The following is a 15624-nucleotide window of genomic DNA, read 5'->3' as shown; positions in this document are numbered from 1 at the left end:
ACGGCCCGCCCGAACAACGATGAGGCGAACTTGGTGGTTGCGGTGCTCTGCTCTGGACAAACGCACCAGAAGTTTGTGGTGCACACCACGATAGTTTTGTTTACTGTTGACAGTCAACTGTTAAATTTTCTCTTGACAGAACTTGTGCCGTCGCTCACACTTCTATTAGTGTTGACTGTCAACAATGAAAATTGCCCGCATCCCACAACTCACGAAGGGAGCCACTCATGAGCAGCGAAGCTCTAGAAATGCGTGGCCCGATCCACGGCACCAAGGACGCCAAGCGCGTCGCGATAGGCTCCAGCGTTGGAGCCACCATTGAAACCTACGATTTCATCGGCTTCGGCACCGCGGCCGCCCTGTATTTCGGACACGTATTCTTCCCCGGCGCTGACCCGCTCACGGGAACGCTTGCATCCTTCGCCACTTTGGGCGTAGGTTTCGCTGCCCGGCCCTTGGGCGGGATCATCGGCGGCCATCTCGGTGACAAGATCGGGCGCAAGCCGGTGCTTGTCACCTCGCTGATCGTCATGGGCCTTGCTACATTCTTCATCGGCGTGCTGCCCACCTACGAGCAGGTCGGCGTGCTGGCTCCAGCGCTTCTGGTCTTCGTGCGCATTGTCCAGGGCCTGGCCTTCGGCGCCGAATGGGGCGGGGCAATCCTGATGACCTACGAACACGCGCCATGGAAGCAAAAGGGCAGGTTCACCGGGATTGTCCAGTCCGGATTCCCGGTAGGGCTGCTGCTGGCCAATCTGGTGTTCCTGGTCAGCGTGCAGTTGCCTGGCGACTGGGGATGGCGTGTTCCGTTCCTGGCCAGCCTGCTGCTGGTGATCGTGGGACTGGTCATCCGTTCGAAGGTCCCGGAGTCCCCGGTCTTCGATGACGTGAAGAAATCAGGGCAGATCGTCAAGTCGCCGATCAAGGATGTCATCCGCACCGACTGGCGCAATATCCTGCGCGGCATCGGGCTGCGCATTGCCGAGACCGCGGGCTACGCGGTCTCCATCACCTACATGATCTCCTACTTGCACACCACTGGCTTGGCCGCGAACTGGCAGACGCTGACCGCCTTGAGCATCGCCTCGGCCATCGGCATCTACGCGACCTACCGCTGGGGCCGGCTCACCGACCGCGTTGGACGTCGCACCGTCTACCTCTTCGCTTGCGCCTTTGCCGCGCTCTTCGGCATTCCGATGTTCCTCATGGTCAACACCGGCTCGTTCCTGATGATCATTGCCACGATCGTGATCTCCTATGCCATCTGCCAGAACTCCATGGCAGGTGCCCAGGGGGCCTGGTTCCCGGAGCTCTTCCAGGCCAAGACCCGCTCCTCCGGCGCCTCATTGGCTTACCAGATTTCGGCCATGGTTTCCGGTTTCACCCCGTTCATCACCACTTTGCTTTTCATGCAGTTCGGCTGGATGGGCCCGGCCGCGCTCTTCATCGGCTACGCGCTAATCGGCCTGTGGGCGGCTCTGGTGACCAAGGAAACCTGGGGCCCTCGCGAACGCCACCTTGCTGACCAAGCCATCGCCGAGAATCCGCAGGCAAGTTGCGTCTGACCCGGTGAGCCAACCCGAACCCCGACCCGTTGAATTCCTGAAAGGACTTCCCATGGCAATTGCAGCCACCGACAACCAGACGCTGACTTTGGGCCAGCGCACCGAAAGGGTCCGCGACGCCGCCTACCGCATCCGCCACCACTCGCTGAACATGGGCGAGGTGCAGGGCCAAGGATATGTAGGTCAAGCATTGGGCGCTGCGGACATGTTCGCGGCCGTCTACGCGGACCAGCTGGACTTCCGTCCGGCAGAACCTGACTGGGAAGACCGCGATCGCTTCCTGCTTTCCACCGGCCACTACGCCATCGGCTTCTATGCCGCATTGGCCGAAGCGGGCATCATCCCGGTGGAAGAGCTGGAAACCTACGGGTCGGACGATTCGAGGCTTCCGATGTCCGGGATGTCCACCTACACCCCGGGCATGGAAATCTCCGGCGGCTCGCTGGGGCACGGCCTGTCCATCGCGGTGGGCATGGCCCTGGGCCTGCGCCACCAGAACAGGACCCAGCGGGTGATCAATTTCCTCTCCGACGGCGAACTCGATGAAGGCTCCACTTGGGAAGCGGCCATGGGTGCCGCACACCACCAGCTGGGCCATCTGACGGCCATGGTGGACATCAATGCCCTGCAAGCCGATGGCGCGACCGCCGGCGTGCTGCGCACCGAACCGGTCACCGAGAAATGGGAAGCCTTCGGCTGGTATGCCCAGCGGATCAACGGCAATGACCCGCGAGCGCTGCTGCAGGCCTTCGACAACATCGCGGCCCAAGCGGCCCTCGCCTCGCGCCCCTCGGTCATCCTGTGCGACACCAAGGTAGGCCGCGGCGTTCCGCTGCTGGAAAACCGCGAGAAAGCCCACTTCATGCGCATTGAAGACAACGAATGGCAGATCTGCCGCGACCAACTCACCGAAGGCTTCGAAGGGATCAACTCCTAAATGTCTGCCACCGCTAAACCACGACTGAAAACCTCGGCCATGATTGCCTCCTTCGCGGAGCCCGGCCAGAAGACCGCGCCAGCGCCTTTCGGCCATGCCCTGGCCAAGGCGGCCGAGCAGGATCCGCGCATTGTGGGCCTGACTGCCGATCTGGGCAAGTACACGGATATGCACATCTTCGCCCAGCAGCATCCCGAGCGCTTCTTCCAGATGGGCATGGCCGAGCAGCTGCTGTTCGGGGCCGCCGCGGGCTTCGCCGAAACCGGCATGATCCCCTTTGCTTCCACCTATTCGGTGTTCGCGGCCCGGCGGGCCTATGACTTCCTGTGCCTGGATATCGCCGAGCCGAACCTCAATGTGAATATCGTGGGCGGCCTGCCCGGGCTGACCACCGGCTATGGCCCGAGCCACCAGGCCACCGAGGACATTGCCATCTTCCGCGGGATGCCGAACCTGACCATCGTGGATCCCTGCGATTCGGTGGACATCGAGCAATCGGTGCCGCAGCTAGCGGCTTCTGAAGGGCCAACCTACCTGCGCCTGCTGCGCGGCAAGGTGCCTACCGTCCTGGATGAATACGACTACAGCTTCGAATTGGGCAAGGCAAAAGTACTACGCGGTGGACGTGACGTCGTCTTCGTCTCCAGCGGCCTGATGACCATGCGCGCGCTGGACGCCGCGAAGGAACTGGCCAAGCACAACGTGGATGTTTCGGTGGTGCACTCCCCCACCATCAAGCCCTTCGACTCGGAAACAGTCCTGAAGGAGGTCAGCGGGGACCGCCTGGTGGTCACACTGGAGAACCACTCGGTCATCGGCGGGTTGTTCGAAACTCTGGCTTCCACCATGATCCGCGGCGGTGTTTCCTCTAAGGTCGTTCCCATCGGCCTGCCCGATGAGTTCTTGGATGCGGGCGCATTGCCAACACTCCATGACCGCTATGGGTTGTCGATCAGCGCGATTGTGTCCAAGGTCCTCTCCGAACTCGGCTAGCTCGCCGGGTAATCCACCAGAACGATCGCCTTTGGCGGGTGCGTTGCTCTCGACGCACCCGCCAAAGGCGCTAAAATCAACAGTTAACAATCAACAGTTGATCTCCAAGATTGAGGGGCGCTTTATGGCTATGGCCGATTCTTCCTTGGTGGGGCTTCGGAAAAAGAGCCTGCGCGAGCAGGCTCTGATCGCCCTGCGCCGCGCCATCACGACCGGTGAACTGGAGCAAGGCACCCATCTGGTGGAAACAGAGCTGTCTGCCTCCATGCAGATCAGCCGCGGCACCTTGCGCGAAGCCTTGCGCCAGCTGGAGCAGGAAGGCCTGGTCTCCGCAGGCGAACGCGGCCGGTTGTCAGTTCGCCACCTGGACAACAAGGAAATCCAGGACATCTTCGCGGTGCGTGCCTCGCTGGAAACCCTGGCGGCAACGACGTTGCTGCAGCGCGAAGACCTTTCAGACGCTCTCGCGCAACTGCGCTCCGCGGTCAGCACCATGGAGCAACTCGAGGGCCATGAAATCGAGGAGCGGATCGAAGCGGATCTCGAGTTCCACCGCACTCTGTGCCGGCTGTCTGAGAATGACACCTTGCTGCATGCCTGGGAGCAGCTTGAGGGCTCCATCCGCATGTCAATCATGTTCGGCGGCTACGAACGCGGGGTGCGCAATATGGATGTCGCACGGCATTTCAAGCTGGTGGACACCATCGAAGCTGGCGACAGGGCCGCGGTCAGCGCGGAAATCTCCGAGCATATGCGCATTGCCGCCGAAACCCTGATGGGCTCATAGGAATCTTCTGCGGTCTGCCCATCTCGCTCCTCGAGGTGTTTGTGCTACGCCTCGATGCGGCGGGGCCCAACCGGACTTGTACCGGTTACGGTAATACGGTCTGGAAAGCCGGACGTTCATCGAACAAAGCGTTCAGTCGCCCCTGACAATGGTGCCGGACGGGATCGTTGATCCGCTCCTTTTTCCACGTGCTGCTCCTCGACTGGTTACGTCGCCACCACGAACCACCAAGCGGATAGTGATAGCAACACGGATCCTTACTATCATTTTCTAAGAAAGTGATAGTAAGGGGAATGCATACCATCGCTTTGGAGGGACCCATAGCCGGCTCCCTTTACGCCTGGCCTGCGTTCAGCTCCCCTATTTTGAGGTACCAAGAGCACTTCTGACTGCCGAAAATCCTCATACTCTTTTCCGGTGCTGAAGTTCGGCGATCGTGATGACCTGGACTTTGCGCAAATGAAAAAGCTCATCAAGAGCGATTTAACGCAAAAGCTTTCGCTATTGAAACCTCCCTGTTGCCCAGTGACCTAAGCCTACGCGCACGTTCATTCACATTAATCAATGTGAACAAACGTATACTTTCGTAAAAGTGTACGTATATTCACCTTCTTGATTGTGCACGTACGTTCACTTATAATAATGTGTATATACGTGCACAACAGGAGGTTTCATGAATCGCGACGTTTCGACCCAAAAGGAACTCGGAGCATTCGTGCATGATGCCCGGATGAAACTCGGCCTCACTCAAGAAGCCCTAGCCGACCGCGCAGGCGTTTCGCGCAAATGGCTTATAGGCCTGGAGCAGGGTGTACGCACGAGAGCTGAACTCGGCAAGGTGTTAGATACCTTTGAAGCACTCGGGATATCAATAAATCTTTCTTTCAATGCTGAACCCGAAATCGAGTCATCAGATGAAGACCGCTACCATTCGATAGCTCGTATCTCTCCGGCCGCGTCGGAAGCAATTAGAAAAGCCTCGAGTTTGGATCAGTCCTCTTTCCCAAGATTGGCACCCTCGAACATAGGTCAATCGGCCTTCCGAAAACTAGCCGCATCGGGGCTCGGCGAATCCTCATTCCAAAAGTTCGCCAAAGAACTGCGCAACCAAACAGGCATCCGAAACCTAGCCGCCTCCGATCTCGGTCAATCGGCGTTGCAACAGTCCCTTAGAAAAGGGTTGCCTAGTTCAGATGCTTCGACTTTCGATCGCAACTCAAGCACCGCGAACGACGTAGAAAGCGAGCAGGATCAAGCACTTCTTGATAATGACGAATGCAATGAACCGGACAATAAAGATGAGAACAACGAACAGGGCCCGCGATGAAAGAACTCGTGACCTTTTTATACGGGCAGCCTGTCGGAATCCTTCAACAAGATCATTCCGGTAACAGAAAATTTTAATTCGTCCCACAAGATTCTAGACAAGCCAGATTATCCCTGGCAATGCCCTATCGAGAGACCCCTTACCAGCGCTCTATTACTGATCCGTTCATCGAGGGGCTAATTCCGGAAGGCGAAGCTGTCCGCCAGTCGTTCGCTGATGACTTTGGCATTTCGGCAAAGAATCCCTTCGCCTTACTTGAGCATATTGGGTTTGAATGTGCAGGAGCAGTGCAGTTCGTACGGCCGGATGAAATTGACGAGTTAACGCGTTCCGCAGGTGAACTCGTGGCTTGCAACGACAATGAAATCGGTCAACGCATCAGGGTTTTATCTTCGTCTCCGAAAGGATCGTGGACTGTCGGTCGTGAACGGTGGTCACTAGCTGGAGCTCAAAGCAAATTCGCTTTGAGATGGCAGGACGGATGGCATGAAGCCACTGGCAGCGAACCGACAACCCACATTTTCAAGCCCGGCATCCAAGATTTTCGAGATCAAGCACTCAATGAGCACCTATGCCTGAAGACTTTGGGACGCATGGGATTACAAGTTGCCGAAACCAACTTCACGCAGTTTGACGGGCAATCGACAATCGTGGTGAAACGGTACGATCGGCTTATTGAGGGAAACAACGTCTATCGGGTCCATCAAGAAGACTTCTGCCAGGCCACTTCGACCTTACCTACAAACAAGTACGAGTCGAACCGAGGACCCAGCGCACTCAAGATCATTAAGACCCTTCGAGAAGCTCGTGCTCCTGAAACTGAAGTTCAAAAATTCATTGAAGGCCTAATAGGAAATTACCTTTTGGGAGCTCCCGACGCACACGGCAAGAACTACTCGATACTCCATCTCCCTGATGGCCGTGTGCAGCTTGCGCCATTTTATGACATCGCATCTGGCTTGCCCTACGAACACGTTAGTAACGACGGTTTTCCGAAGAAAAACGATGGATTGCGGAAGGCCGCCATGTCCATCGGGGGCGAGCGACAGTTCGGGAGAGTCTCATCAAAGCATTGGTCAAGATTTGCTCGTGAAGCAAAATAGATGAAGAGTGGTTGCGGATGACAGTGAGTGCGATGACGTACGCTCTGCCTATCGCCATGGCAGAAGTTTTCGAAAACGAATCCGAGGCCATAGGCAACAGCGAACTACCGAGCAAGCTTTATCCAAAGGTCGAACATCTCTGTGCGACAACTCAAACTCTTCTAGAGCATGACGTGTAGCTCGCTGGATCTGGAGAAGCCACCGCTTCCGTTTACGAACGGAAGCGGTGGCTTCATCTAAACTAAGTCAGAAGTTTTAGAGGCTAGTTCTCCCAGAATGGGTAGTCGATGTAGCCCTTTGGACCTTCAGTGTAGAAGGTCGCAAAATCTGGTTCATTCAGCGGCAGCTGTTCCTTCCAGCGGCGCACCAGATCCGGGTTGGCAATCGCAGGGCGTCCCACGACAACCGCTTCGCCCCAGCCTTCGGAAGCCACGCGTGCGGCTTCCTCATAGGTGGTGATCTCCGCGAAGCCGGTGTTCAGCAGCACCGGTCCGCCAAATGCCTCGCGCAGCGACTGGACCAGCTCGCCGGCTGGGTCATGGTGCAGGATGCTCAGGTTGGCCAGCCCCAGTGGCGCGATGCCCTGGACCAGCGCAGTGTAGGTAGCCAGCACATCCGCACGATCGTTTTCCACGGCACCCTGGACATTGTGTTCCGGCGAAATGCGCAGGCCGGTCTTGCCAGCGCCAATGGCGTTGGCTACTGCGGTCACGACTTCGATGACAAAGCTGGCCCGGTTCTCCGGGGAACCACCGTAGTTGTCGTTGCGGGTGTTGGCCGAAGGCGCCAGGAACTCGTGCAGCAGGTAGCCGTTGGCCCCGTGAAGCTCCACGCCGTCGAATCCGGCGGCGATGGCGTTGCGCGAAGCGGTGACGAATTCTTCGATGATCCTTGGGAGTTCTCCGGTGGCCAGGGCATGCGGAACCGGGTACGCGTGCTTGCCGGTGTAGGTGCGTGACTCGCCTTCAACTGCTATGGCGCTTGGCGCCTCGACGTAGTTTGCACCGGTGGTTTCCGGGTGGGTGACTCGTCCGGCGTGCATGATCTGGGCAACGATGAGGCCGCCTTCGGCGTGCACCGCATCGGTGACCTTCTTCCAGCCGGCAATCTGCTCCTCTGTGACCAGGCCCGGCTGGCGGACGAAGCCCTGGCCGGCAAAGCTCGGGTAGGTGCCCTCGCTGACGATCAGGCCCAGGGACGCGCGCTGGCGGTAGTACTCGACTACATCTGCGTTGGGCACGCCGTCCTTGCCAGAGCGAGAGCGGGTGAGCGGTGCCATGACCAGGCGGTTGGACAGCTTGAGGTCGCCGAGGGCGAGAGGGGAAAACAGATCCATGGGGCGGGACTCCTGAATTGGAAATTGTAGTTGCACAGCGTAACTACCTCCGCAAGCAACTTATTCCGTTTCGGCTAAAAACATGAGCTGGCTAACGGCTCCAAGGCATTGGAATCGCCTGAGGCTCATTGCTTGGATTCGCGGGCTCGCCAGGAGCAATAAACCAGCGGATGCGGCACAGCTCCGCACCGCATCCGCTTGATCCGACGGGCTATACGGCGGTGTAGCCGCCGTCGACCAGGTGGTAGCTGCCGGTCACGAAGGACGCGGCATCGCTGGCCAGGAAGGCCACGAGCGCCGCCACTTCTTCCGGCTTGCCCAAGCGGGCAATCGGGTGCTTGTCGACCAGCGCGTCATAGGCTTTCTTGGGCATCTGCTGCAGCAGCGGGGTGTCGATGAAGCCCGGGGCCACGCTGTTCACGCGTACCCCTGAGGTGGCATACTCCACGGCGGCCGTCTTGCTCAGGCCCACCACGGCATGCTTCGTGGAAACGTAGGCGGAGCTGCCGGCGAAGCCCACCGAGCCGAGGATCGAGGCCATGTTCACGATGGACCCTCCCCCGTTCTCGCTCATGGCGTTGGCCTGGGCGCGGGTTCCGCGGAAGACGGCGTTGAGGTTCACGGAGATGACCTTGTCCCAGTCCTCGTCGGTCAGCTCGCCCACCTTGGCGGCGCGGCCGCCGATGCCTGCGTTGTTGACGCCGATCTTCAATGGAGCCATGGCGTTGGCGGCCTTGATGGTTTCGTCGATGACAGCCGAAGAGCTGGCATCTCCTGCAACAGCTACAGCTTCTCCGCCTGCGGCCTTGATGGTTTCCACGGTAGCGCCCGCGGCCTCGGCATTGAGGTCCTGGACCACCACTTTGGTTCCGTTGGCGGCTAAGAGGATGGCGATAGCCTGGCCGATGCCCGAACCGGCGCCGGTGACTACTGCCGAACGATCTGCTACATCATACTGAGCCATGATGGACCCACTTTCCGTTTCAAGATGGTCACGGGATTTCCGTTGGCCTCATACCTTGGACGCTACTCCGATCCATCTCGAAAGTCGATGACGTGTCAATCAAAGGTCTATGAGCTCAGTCACTGCTCCGCAGAGCCAACCAGGCGACGCAGGTTGCTGCACGCCAGCATTGCCCGGACCTATTCCCCGGTCATCGAAACGATGCGTCGGCGTACCATCTTGGCGCCTTCAAGCAGGCCCTCGATCTTCTGCATTTCCAGCTTTTCGGTGTCCACGCGGTGGCGCGGTGCCATGTAGGCGAGCATTCCGATGAGATCGTTGCCAGCGCCGCGGATCGGGACCGCCACGGAAATGATTCCCACTTCCAGCTCGTCAATGGTGCTTGCCCAGCCGCGTTCGCGAATCTGATCCAGCTCGGCGTCCAAGGCTTTCCATGTGGTGATCGTTTGGCTCGTCAGCTTTTCCAGCTTGCTTCCGGTAGCAATGCGGATCGATTCCTTATCCAGTTCGGAAAGGAGCAGCTTTCCGGTAGCCGAGGCATGCAATGGCCAGCGCTGGCCCTGCAGCTCGGTCATCGACATTCCAATGGCGCGCGGAGACGCTTGCTGCACGAGATCCAGGTCGTACTTCCCGTGGCGCACGCTCAGCGTCACCGTTTCGTTGAGCATGTCGGCGATCTCCACTACCACGTCACTGACCCTGGATAGCAACCCCGGTGTGGGATCAACGTCCTGGGCAATGCGGGCCAGATCCCAGCCGAGGGTGTAGTGCGTGTCCTGGCGGTCGACGAACCCTTCTTCTTCCAGGGTCAGCAAGAGGCGGAAGACCGTGGCCCGGGCCAAGCCGATCTGCTTGGCGATCTCCGTGACCGTCAAGGGTTCCCCCCTGGCGGCAAGGGCGCGCAGCACCGCGATTGCCCGTGAAACCGACCGGTTTGCCGCCATGCCGCCAGAGGATTTTCCACTTGTTTCTCCCATGGAGGGGAACCAGCCTTTCGAATAGTCTTCTATTCAGCCTAGCCGGTTGACCGCAGGGTGAACACTCTGCCCATAAATCGAGCCAAGGCCCGATTACCCTTCGAGTGCGGCGCGCACCTCACGGGATACCCGCAACCCGCTCTCGATAGCACCGTCGAAGAAGCCGGCCCAAAGGTTGGCCAGGTCGCTGCCGGCCAGGTGCACTGCCCCTTCGGCACGCTGCAGCTCGGCTTGGCCCGTGGTGTAGGCCTGCGGCCGGTGGATGAGCCAGGTTTCCTTGGCGTAGGGATCCGCGTTCCAGTCGTGGGCCGCGATTTCCAGGACTTCCAGGTCATCGCGCCAGGCACGCAGCGCTTCCTGCACGTCCTCGATACTGGTGATGTCCAAGCGTGAGGCGTCGGCGCCGAAGGAGACCAGAACTGCATCCTCTTCGCCCACGAATTCCGTGCGTACCACCGAGAGCGGGTGCTCCTGCGTGGAGTACGCGAAGAATGGCTTGATCGGACCCTTCACCCGGATCCAGAGCTTGAGCCCCTGTGATGCGGTACCTGCCTGGCTCACCTCGCGCTTGACCGGCGACAGCGCAGGCTGGATATCCAGCTCGTGCAGGATGTTCAGCGGAACGGTGACAATGACCCGGCGAGCGCGCAAGCTCTCGCCGCTTGCCAGTACCACGGTGGCGCCCTGCTCATCGTGGGCAATCGAGGCCACTGGCGCATTCAGGCGGATCTCTCCGGGAACGTCGGATGCAATGGCCTTGACCAGCTGGTCATTGCCATCTTCCAGCCGGTAAACGGCGCTGGCCTCATGCATGACGCGCCATGCTCCGGAGGTGGCCGCGGTCCAGCGGATCGCTGCGCTGAAGCCGACCTGGTCCAGCGGCCCATTGCAATGCCCCACCCAGGCCGCTTCATTGGCCTGCCGCTCGTCATCGCTCAGATCCAGGCGGTCAAGGGCCTGCTGCAAGGTCAGCTGATCGGCCTGCGCGAACTGATCGTCATTGGAGACCAAGTCGGGGCGCGGCAGGAGCTTTCCGCTTTCGCCTACCAGGGCGTGCATGCCGTGGTCGATCAGGTCCATGAAGCCGGCCAGGTCCCCGCGCTGCACCTTGCCATCGGCATACCAGAAGGTCTCCTCGGACTTCGGGCCGCGGCCCGCGCGCAGTCCGTAGCGGGTGACCTCGGCCCACACGTGCGGCTGGGTCCAGTGCAGCCAGTTTCCGCCCAGCTCCAGGTGCTTGCCCAGGCGGTCCTCGGTGTAGAGGCGGCCGCCCATGCGGTCGCGCGCTTCGAGCACGGTGACCGAGTAGTCGGCTGCGCCCAGTTCGCGGGCGGCGGTCAGTCCGGCCAGGCCGGCGCCGATGATGATGACATCTGAGTCGTAAGTGTTGTCCATGGTTTTCCGGTCCTTTTCATGTGCCAGTCGTGTACTGGTAGCCACTGTATGGTGCGGCATCCCGGAGATCACTTATGCGGATGTATGATATTCATACTATTTTCATCACTGCGCACAAAACCCTGGAGAAAAGATGGCGGAACTGCTCACGATCGCCAAACTCATTTCTGATCCGGCCTTGGATACCAAGGTGATCGCCGGCCAGTCAGGCCTTGGACGCATCGTGCGCTGGGCGCAGACCAGCGAATCCGCTGAGCCGTGGCGCTGGCTGGGTAACGAGGAACTATTGATGTCCCTGGGCCTGAATATCCCCGCGGAAGCCCAAGAGCAGGCCGATTTCGTCCGCAAGGCGGATGCTGCGGGGATTGCAGGGCTGATCATTGGCCAGGATGGGCTCGCACCCGAGCTCACACGCGAGATGCTGCAGGCGGCCGATGAACTGACCTTCCCGGTGCTGTCCACCGGACCGCAAACCCCCTTCGTGGTGATCGCCCGGACAGTGGCCGCCGTGACCACCAACCAGCTGAACCGCTCGGTCCTGCTACTTTCCCGGATGTACCAGGAAGCCGGATCGCAGAACCGGAAGGGCAAGCGCAGCGGCGACTGGGTGGAAAAGCTGTGCTCGGTGGACATTGCTGTCCAGGACACGATGACCGGATGCCCAGTGATCGGCACACTGCCCACGAATGCGCATCGCCGCCACTCCCTGTCCACCATCCGCCCCACCCAATTGCTCGTCCCGGCCGACGCGCAACTGGATGCCCTGCTGCTGGTGCACCTCAAGCAGATCCTCGCGGTCGATGCCAATTCGCTGCTCCAGGATGCCGGCAATGCCGTCGCCGCGGCCGAAACTTCCCTGCGGCTGGGCCTGGCCGGCAAGCTGGGCGAACAGGATATCGATGGCGGTGCATGGATCGCTGGGGAGCCCGGATTCCGGGTCGCCTGCGCCCCGGGAAAGCTGCTCGATGCCGTGGCGATGTCCCTGTCCTTGCACGGGTTGATGCCGCTAGCCACGTCGTGGAAGAACAACTCCATCGCCGTAGTGCGCGAGAAGGATCTTCCGGTGCTACGGACGATCGCCAGCGAATTGCAGGCCACTTTCGGACTAAGCTCACCGCAGCAGCGCTTCGCGGACCTCGAAGGCGCGGCGCAAGAAGCGCAGGGGGCGATTCCTTCTGAACCCCGGCCCGGAGAACTCGTTGAATTCTCCGGACTGCAGGTGTCACTGCTGGCCCGATCCGCCTCGGAAGCCGAGCGAATCGTCAGCATGGTGCTCGGCCCGCTGGCAGGCTCCAGCAACCAGGTAGCCGTGTACCGGGATTCCCTTTTCGCCTTGCTGGACCGCGACCTGCAATGGCAGCACACCGCGAATTTCTTGGGCATCCACCGGCAGACCTTGGCTTACCGCATCAAGCAAGCCGAATTGCTGACCGGGCGCAGCGTGCGCAAAGTCGTGGATATCTCTGATTTCTACCTCGCACGCAAAGCCTGGCCCATCACACAGACCGAATCAGCACGCACCAACTACAGCGGATAGGCCCCCGCAACGCGAACCGCCCGATACGCGTTCCCTCCGTCGGGAACGCCCACCGGGCGGTTGCTGCAATGCTTTTCGATTCTAGCTGCTCGTTTCTGGAGCTCGGGCTGGCACCGGGGCGAGAAGCATGGTGGAGGTATCCAGCAGCTCATTTTCATCCTGCCCATTGGCCAAGGCGAGCGCTTCTTCGCGCGTGCGCACCACGGGCGCCGAACCGAGCAGCGGACGGGATGCCGTCTCGCGCAGCTTGAAGGTGGCAAAAAGCGCGATGACCGAGAAGAACATGATGTAGTAGGCCGGTGCGAAGTGGTTGCCGGTGGTGTTCACCAGGATCTGGCTGACCAGCGGCGTGGTTCCGCCGAAAATGGAGATCGACAGGTTGTGTGTGACTCCCATTCCGCCGTACCGCGAAGCGGTGGGGAACAGCTCGGACATGACAGCTCCGGTCATGGCCAGGAAGAACGCGCTGGGCAGGGCCACCATGAACAGCGAGAGGTACAGCGACCACATCGTGCCAACATGCATCAGCGCGAAGGCCGGCACCAGTAGGACCAGGTTGCCGATGGTCGCGATCATGTAGATCGGCCGCCGACCGATCTTGTCCGACCAGTTGGCTATCACGGGGATCAGCACTGCCTGGAGGACCAGCACCACCACAGCTGCCACCGCGGTATGCACCGCTGGCGAGCCGATTTCCGCTTCGAGATAGGTGGGCATGTAGCTGGTGAGCATATATCCGGAGGTGCCGTCCGCGGCGATCAAGGCGCAGCCGATGAGGATCTGCGGCCAGTAGTGGCGGAAGATGTTCGGCAGATTGTGGCGGACGAACATTGGATGGACCTCGCCGACCTCGGCAGCCTCGCGGGCCGCTTCGAAGGTCGGGGATTCCGGGATCTTGCTGCGCAGCGAAATCGCCACGATGCCCAGCGGCAGTGCCACCAGGAACGGAATGCGCCAGCCGCCGGCGAGCATCGCATTCTCGCCCCACGCCGAGGTGGTGATCGCGGAGGTGGCAGCGACAACTGCCGCACCGGCAGCGAAGCCGAGCATCGATCCCGAGTTCAGCAGGGAGGTCATGAATCCGCGGCGGTCATCCGGGGAGAACTCGGCCACGTAGGTTGCGGCGCCGGAGTATTCGCCGCCGGTGGAGAAGCCCTGCAGCATCTTGAGCAGGTACAGCGGGACGATCACCCACAGGCCGACCTGCCCAGCGGTGGGAAGCAAGCCAATCAGCGTGGTGGCTCCGGCCATCAGGGCGATGGTGAAGAACATGACCTTGCGCCGGCCGATCTTGTCCCCGAGCGGGCCCAGGATCATTCCGCCCAGCGGGCGGACGATGAAGGACACGGCGAAACCGAACAGCGTCACCAGCAGGCCCATGCTCTGGTCCATGCCTTCGGTGAAGACCGCGGTCATGGTCACTGCCAGATAGCCGTAGACCCCGATGTCATACCATTCGATGAAATTGCCAATGCCCGCGCCGATCTGTGCGCGGCGCAATTCCTTCTTGTCGACGACAATGCAGTCATCGGCGCGGAGCCTGCGCGATACCTTGGGCAACGCGGGACGCTGCATTCTCGATGATTCGCTCATCGTATTCTCTTTCCTGCCGGGAATTGGTTTCGAGATCTGATGCTCTCGCTGCGCATGAACTGCTGTGGAATTTTCACTTGTAATAGCGAAACAAGAACTTCATAACGTTCACCAGATGATCATGCTAGTTATCTAGTGAACACGACACTCCGGTGATGCACAACACATTCAGCAAAACATTTCATCGTCGGACCCAGCTCCGGGGCCCGGAAATTCAAGGAGTTCAGCTGCACGAACGGAGCTGACAAGGAGACTGAGATGATTTTTGCCGCCCTGGGCGTTGCGCAGAAATGTCCCGGATTAAACCCGCGACGGCGCAGGAGCATTGCCCATATGACCGGGCCCATAGCGGCACGAGGGCACCAAGGCAGCGCCACAAAGCCGCGCGAGACAGCGGGATGATCCCGCGGAGATTCGCGCGGCTTAGTTGGAGAAGGTACCAGGAATTTTGCCGACGGCGCGTCAGTGCCGCGGCGTCCAGCGCCTGGGAGCCAGGGGCCCACTCCAGCGCGCCCGGTCGCTGCAGGAAGCTACTTCCCGCTGTCCATGTAGTGGATGCAACGGCGGGCCAGGCTCTTGCTCACCCCGGCTTTTTGCGCGATGCGCTTGGCATCGCGGATCGGCACCGGGATGCCCTGGCGTTCAATGACGGTCGCCACCCGCTGCACCGCCCAGGACGGCGGCGCAGCCGGGGGCGCCATTGCGATCCCGCTCATGCAAGGACGCTTTCCCGCAGCTGTGCCGCGCGTCGCGTCTCGGCCACATCCCGATGCAGCTGCTCCACCAGGGTTCCAGCATCCGCATATTCAACTTGCGGGCGCTGGAATTCCAGTAGGCGCACCACCAGGTGCTGACCGTAGAGGTCCCCGGAGAAGTCGAGCAGATGCGCTTCGAGCAGCACCTGCCCGCCGGTGCGGTAGAACGTGGCGCGCCGGCCGATGGACACGCAGGCAGGCACCTGGCGCCCATCGGGCAGCTGCACTTCGGCACCCCACACGCCATCGAGCTGGTCATCTTGCAGCATGGGGATATTCGCGGTGCGGAAGCCGAGTTCTCGCCCGCGGGCGTCTCCGTGCTCGACGATTCCTTCAATGGCATGCATGGGCTCTT

At 60.4% G+C, this 15624-nt stretch carries 14 protein-coding genes and 1 pseudogene; 8 read left to right on the top strand and 7 right to left on the bottom strand.

The genetic code is table 11. From position 1 onward, the window contains the following. Positions 1 to 227: 227 nt before the first annotated feature. The 7 genes and pseudogenes from ACIOTN_RS07165 to ACIOTN_RS07135 all read left to right on the top strand — a co-directional run bounded on the left by ACIOTN_RS07165 (position 228) and on the right by ACIOTN_RS07135 (position 6712). Positions 228 to 1565 (top strand): MFS transporter, encoded by a 1338-nt coding sequence (locus tag ACIOTN_RS07165; protein ID WP_402735038.1) that lies wholly within the window; start codon positions 228 to 230, stop codon positions 1563 to 1565. A 52-nt stretch (positions 1566 to 1617) separates the two neighbouring features. Beyond that, positions 1618 to 2502 carry a transketolase gene (locus ACIOTN_RS07160; RefSeq protein ID WP_402735037.1) on the top strand — a complete coding sequence of 295 codons (885 nt, stop codon included), beginning with the start codon at positions 1618 to 1620 and terminating at the stop codon, positions 2500 to 2502. Beyond that, on the top strand, positions 2503 to 3495 hold the full coding sequence (locus ACIOTN_RS07155; protein WP_402735036.1) for a transketolase family protein: 993 nt from the start codon (positions 2503 to 2505) through the stop codon (positions 3493 to 3495). A gap of 124 nt (positions 3496 to 3619) precedes the next feature. Then, positions 3620 to 4282: a GntR family transcriptional regulator gene (locus tag ACIOTN_RS07150; protein WP_105656053.1), complete on the top strand. Its 663-nt coding sequence runs from the start codon at positions 3620 to 3622 to the stop codon at positions 4280 to 4282. Positions 4283 to 4955: 673 nt separating this feature from the next. Then, positions 4956 to 5609, top strand: coding sequence for a helix-turn-helix domain-containing protein (locus ACIOTN_RS07145; RefSeq protein ID WP_105656052.1), 654 nt, complete (start codon positions 4956 to 4958; stop codon positions 5607 to 5609). A gap of 104 nt (positions 5610 to 5713) precedes the next feature. Beyond that, positions 5714 to 5896, top strand: a pseudogene (locus ACIOTN_RS07140) (HipA N-terminal domain-containing protein); the annotation flags it as partial. Continuing rightward, on the top strand, positions 5897 to 6712 hold the full coding sequence (locus ACIOTN_RS07135) for a HipA domain-containing protein (RefSeq protein WP_402735204.1): 816 nt from the start codon (positions 5897 to 5899) through the stop codon (positions 6710 to 6712). A 262-nt stretch (positions 6713 to 6974) separates the two neighbouring features. Here the strand turns inward: ACIOTN_RS07135 and ACIOTN_RS07130 are convergent, their stop codons facing one another. The 4 genes from ACIOTN_RS07130 to ACIOTN_RS07115 form a co-directional block, all read right to left on the bottom strand. Next, entirely contained in the window at positions 6975 to 8048 is a 1074-nt protein-coding gene (locus tag ACIOTN_RS07130; RefSeq protein ID WP_359185044.1) for an alkene reductase, read from the bottom strand. 211 nt (positions 8049 to 8259) lie between these two features. Next, the gene (locus ACIOTN_RS07125; RefSeq protein WP_105662100.1) at positions 8260 to 9012 is read right to left on the bottom strand and encodes an SDR family NAD(P)-dependent oxidoreductase; all 753 of its coding nucleotides are present in this window, start codon (positions 9010 to 9012) and stop codon (positions 8260 to 8262) included. A gap of 179 nt (positions 9013 to 9191) precedes the next feature. Continuing rightward, positions 9192 to 9989, bottom strand: a complete 798-nt coding sequence (locus ACIOTN_RS07120) for an IclR family transcriptional regulator (RefSeq protein WP_402735035.1) — start codon at positions 9987 to 9989, stop codon at positions 9192 to 9194. Positions 9990 to 10082: 93 nt separating this feature from the next. Then, the gene (locus ACIOTN_RS07115; protein ID WP_286172303.1) at positions 10083 to 11444 is read right to left on the bottom strand and encodes a flavin monoamine oxidase family protein; all 1362 of its coding nucleotides are present in this window, start codon (positions 11442 to 11444) and stop codon (positions 10083 to 10085) included. Positions 11445 to 11517: 73 nt separating this feature from the next. On the opposite strand from ACIOTN_RS07115, the gene ACIOTN_RS07110 reads away from it, so the two are divergent. Then, positions 11518 to 12921: a PucR family transcriptional regulator gene (locus tag ACIOTN_RS07110; RefSeq protein WP_402735034.1), complete on the top strand. Its 1404-nt coding sequence runs from the start codon at positions 11518 to 11520 to the stop codon at positions 12919 to 12921. Between the two features lie 81 nt (positions 12922 to 13002). Here the strand turns inward: ACIOTN_RS07110 and ACIOTN_RS07105 are convergent, their stop codons facing one another. The 3 genes from ACIOTN_RS07105 to ACIOTN_RS07095 all read right to left on the bottom strand — a co-directional run bounded on the left by ACIOTN_RS07105 (position 13003) and on the right by ACIOTN_RS07095 (position 15616). Beyond that, a complete protein-coding gene (locus ACIOTN_RS07105; protein ID WP_402735033.1) occupies positions 13003 to 14514 on the bottom strand; it encodes an MFS transporter in 1512 nt (503 codons plus the stop codon). Between the two features lie 530 nt (positions 14515 to 15044). After that, complete coding sequence (locus ACIOTN_RS07100) at positions 15045 to 15230, bottom strand: hypothetical protein (protein ID WP_105659169.1); 186 nt, start codon at positions 15228 to 15230, stop codon at positions 15045 to 15047. After that, positions 15227 to 15616: a riboflavin kinase gene (locus ACIOTN_RS07095; protein ID WP_402735032.1), complete on the bottom strand. Its 390-nt coding sequence runs from the start codon at positions 15614 to 15616 to the stop codon at positions 15227 to 15229. Before ACIOTN_RS07095 ends, ACIOTN_RS07100 begins: the two co-directional genes overlap by 4 nt. Between the last annotated feature and the right edge of the window lie 8 nt (positions 15617 to 15624).

Origin of the sequence: Glutamicibacter sp. NPDC087661, from assembly GCF_044743275.1 — a bacterium.
GTDB lineage: Bacteria > Actinomycetota > Actinomycetes > Actinomycetales > Micrococcaceae > Glutamicibacter.
The sequence above is the reverse complement of the archived record's forward strand: the minus strand, read 5'-3'. Positions and strand labels throughout refer to the sequence as shown.

Coding starts and splice junctions, on each gene's coding strand:
- ACIOTN_RS07165 (WP_402735038.1), top strand. CDS start 228: ATGAGCAGCGAAGCTCTAGAAATGCGTGGCCCGATCCACGGCACCAAG.
- ACIOTN_RS07160 (WP_402735037.1), top strand. CDS start 1,618: ATGGCAATTGCAGCCACCGACAACCAGACGCTGACTTTGGGCCAGCGC.
- ACIOTN_RS07155 (WP_402735036.1), top strand. CDS start 2,503: ATGTCTGCCACCGCTAAACCACGACTGAAAACCTCGGCCATGATTGCC.
- ACIOTN_RS07150 (WP_105656053.1), top strand. CDS start 3,620: ATGGCTATGGCCGATTCTTCCTTGGTGGGGCTTCGGAAAAAGAGCCTG.
- ACIOTN_RS07145 (WP_105656052.1), top strand. CDS start 4,956: ATGAATCGCGACGTTTCGACCCAAAAGGAACTCGGAGCATTCGTGCAT.
- ACIOTN_RS07130 (WP_359185044.1), bottom strand. CDS start 8,048: ATGGATCTGTTTTCCCCTCTCGCCCTCGGCGACCTCAAGCTGTCCAAC.
- ACIOTN_RS07125 (WP_105662100.1), bottom strand. CDS start 9,012: ATGGCTCAGTATGATGTAGCAGATCGTTCGGCAGTAGTCACCGGCGCC.
- ACIOTN_RS07120 (WP_402735035.1), bottom strand. CDS start 9,989: ATGGGAGAAACAAGTGGAAAATCCTCTGGCGGCATGGCGGCAAACCGG.
- ACIOTN_RS07115 (WP_286172303.1), bottom strand. CDS start 11,444: ATGCCGCACCATACAGTGGCTACCAGTACACGACTGGCACATGAAAAG.
- ACIOTN_RS07110 (WP_402735034.1), top strand. CDS start 11,518: ATGGCGGAACTGCTCACGATCGCCAAACTCATTTCTGATCCGGCCTTG.
- ACIOTN_RS07105 (WP_402735033.1), bottom strand. CDS start 14,514: ATGAGCGAATCATCGAGAATGCAGCGTCCCGCGTTGCCCAAGGTATCG.
- ACIOTN_RS07100 (WP_105659169.1), bottom strand. CDS start 15,230: ATGAGCGGGATCGCAATGGCGCCCCCGGCTGCGCCGCCGTCCTGGGCG.
- ACIOTN_RS07095 (WP_402735032.1), bottom strand. CDS start 15,616: ATGCATGCCATTGAAGGAATCGTCGAGCACGGAGACGCCCGCGGGCGA.